Below are 1,812 nucleotides of genomic sequence, written 5' to 3' on the forward strand. Positions count from 1 at the left end.
TGGTCACATATCGCTTTGTTTCAATTGATTCTGTTCAGCAGTATTTATCGGTTAAATACAATTAACAGGTCATTGTTGGGTTAAAAATAAGCAAAAACAGATTGTTAACTATTTAATTGAGTGAAAATTGCCCTATGCTATAAACGATAAGCGATCCAAGGTAGGAAAGGATATGAGAGAAAGGGTTCTGTTTTTTGATTTATTGCGCTGCGTCGCCGCAGTGGCCGTGATCGCTATTCATGTCTTGGCGCCTTATCGAAACGAGTTGGGCGTGATCCCAATGGACCAATGGCTCACCGCCGTTGGAGTGAACAGCGTGACCCGATGGGCGGTGCCGGTATTTATTTTGATTACGGGCGCTCTGATGCTCAGTGATACACGTCCTTTTGATGGCAAGTATTACGTGAAGCGGCGTTTGGGGAAGGTGTTGGTGCCTTTTCTAATTTGGTCGACGTTCTACGCGTATCTATCGGGTTGGACGGCACAAGGGTTCGATTTTGAAACCGTCAAAGAAGTGCTGAGTAATAGTCCGTTTCATGCCACCTATTACCATTTAGGCTTCTTCTATTATTTTATTCCACTGTATTTCGTGATTCCTCTATTCCAATGGATGGCACGTAATGTCGATGACAATGTCCTCTATACCTATCTGGCTTTTTGGATGTTCACTAGCACGTTATTCCTGTTCAAGATTGATGGACCATGGAGTAACCAAATGTGGCTCTATATGGGCTATCTGCCTTTGGGTTATGTACTGTTTCAAAAAGTGCCACTAAATCGTTCTATGGTGACGTTGTTCACTGGGTTTGGATTGGTGGCGTTAGCCGTGACATTCACCATGGTGGTGACCAACAGTTTGGAAGCGGAGAAATACACCGTGGGGCGTTGGTTGTCATACAAAACATTGAACGTGATTTTGGCGGCATCGATGATTTTTATGCTGTGTCGGTATTTTGGGGAAGGGTTGCCGAAGAACGTGCAGAAAGTGGTGAGTTTTATCAGCCAGCACAGCTTGGGCATTTACTTACTTCACCCAATCTTCTTATGGCCGATGAAAGAGTTCGGTTGGTATACCGGTCATCCGGTATGGGTGATCCCTGTGTGGATTGTGTTAAGTGGGGCGGGAGCCTTGGCGATGAGTTATCTGTTCTCGAAATCAGCCAAGACTCGTTGGTTACTGCCGTAAGTTAGCGTTTGATTGCGAAATGTAGGAATTTGTCGCCGCAGTAGGTCAGGGTGCCTTTATCACCTGGATTAAGCGCGTGGTAATAGTGCACACCAATTTGGAATTCTCGTTTCGGGCCGATTGGGCCACGTTGCACATAAATCCAATATTCTTGGTCGTCCTGTCCCGGCTGCGCATCCGGCACATCGATCGCTTGTTTGTCTAAAATAGTGACTTGAACACTTTGTTCTGGCGCATCTTCACCAACGTAATGTTTGCTGTAGAAACGAAAGAACACCCATGCGCCAAGGGCGATGAGGGCAAAAATGGCCAAGATAAGTGAGATTGGCATGATAACCTCCAATGTTTCATTGGGCCCTATTCTACAGAACTCCCTGATTAAACTATGAGTTGAGATAAACTATTCGTGATCTAATAAAAGGGGTGTAGATTTTATTCGGCGGACTTCACAGTTTATATGCGTGCAAGGGCACAATTTGAAAGGAAAATTGCACTTAACGGCTCGAAAAAGCTCTAAATTTATAGAAGAATGAAATGACTAACGAAGGGAAGGTCAGTAAAGGAGGGTTACGATGTCAGATATTGAAAAAGTAGTCATGCGTACCCGAACGATCGAAAAACTTTTG

The 1,812-nt window shown here is 44.5% G+C and carries 2 protein-coding genes; one reads left to right on the top strand and one right to left on the bottom strand.

The genetic code is table 11. From position 1 onward, the window contains the following. Positions 1-172: 172 nt before the first annotated feature. Positions 173-1,186, top strand: coding sequence for an acyltransferase (locus R8O70_RS24845; RefSeq protein WP_021449828.1), 1,014 nt, complete (start codon positions 173-175; stop codon positions 1,184-1,186). Between the two features lies 1 nt (position 1,187). Here R8O70_RS24845 and R8O70_RS24850 read toward each other — a convergent pair whose 3' ends face one another. Continuing rightward, the gene (locus R8O70_RS24850; RefSeq protein ID WP_015297474.1) at positions 1,188-1,517 is read right to left on the bottom strand and encodes a DUF2500 domain-containing protein; all 330 of its coding nucleotides are present in this window, start codon (positions 1,515-1,517) and stop codon (positions 1,188-1,190) included. Positions 1,518-1,812 lie beyond the last annotated feature (295 nt).

Source organism: Vibrio sp. 779(2023) (assembly GCF_033344285.1).
Taxonomy (GTDB): Bacteria; Pseudomonadota; Gammaproteobacteria; order Enterobacterales; family Vibrionaceae; genus Vibrio; species Vibrio alginolyticus.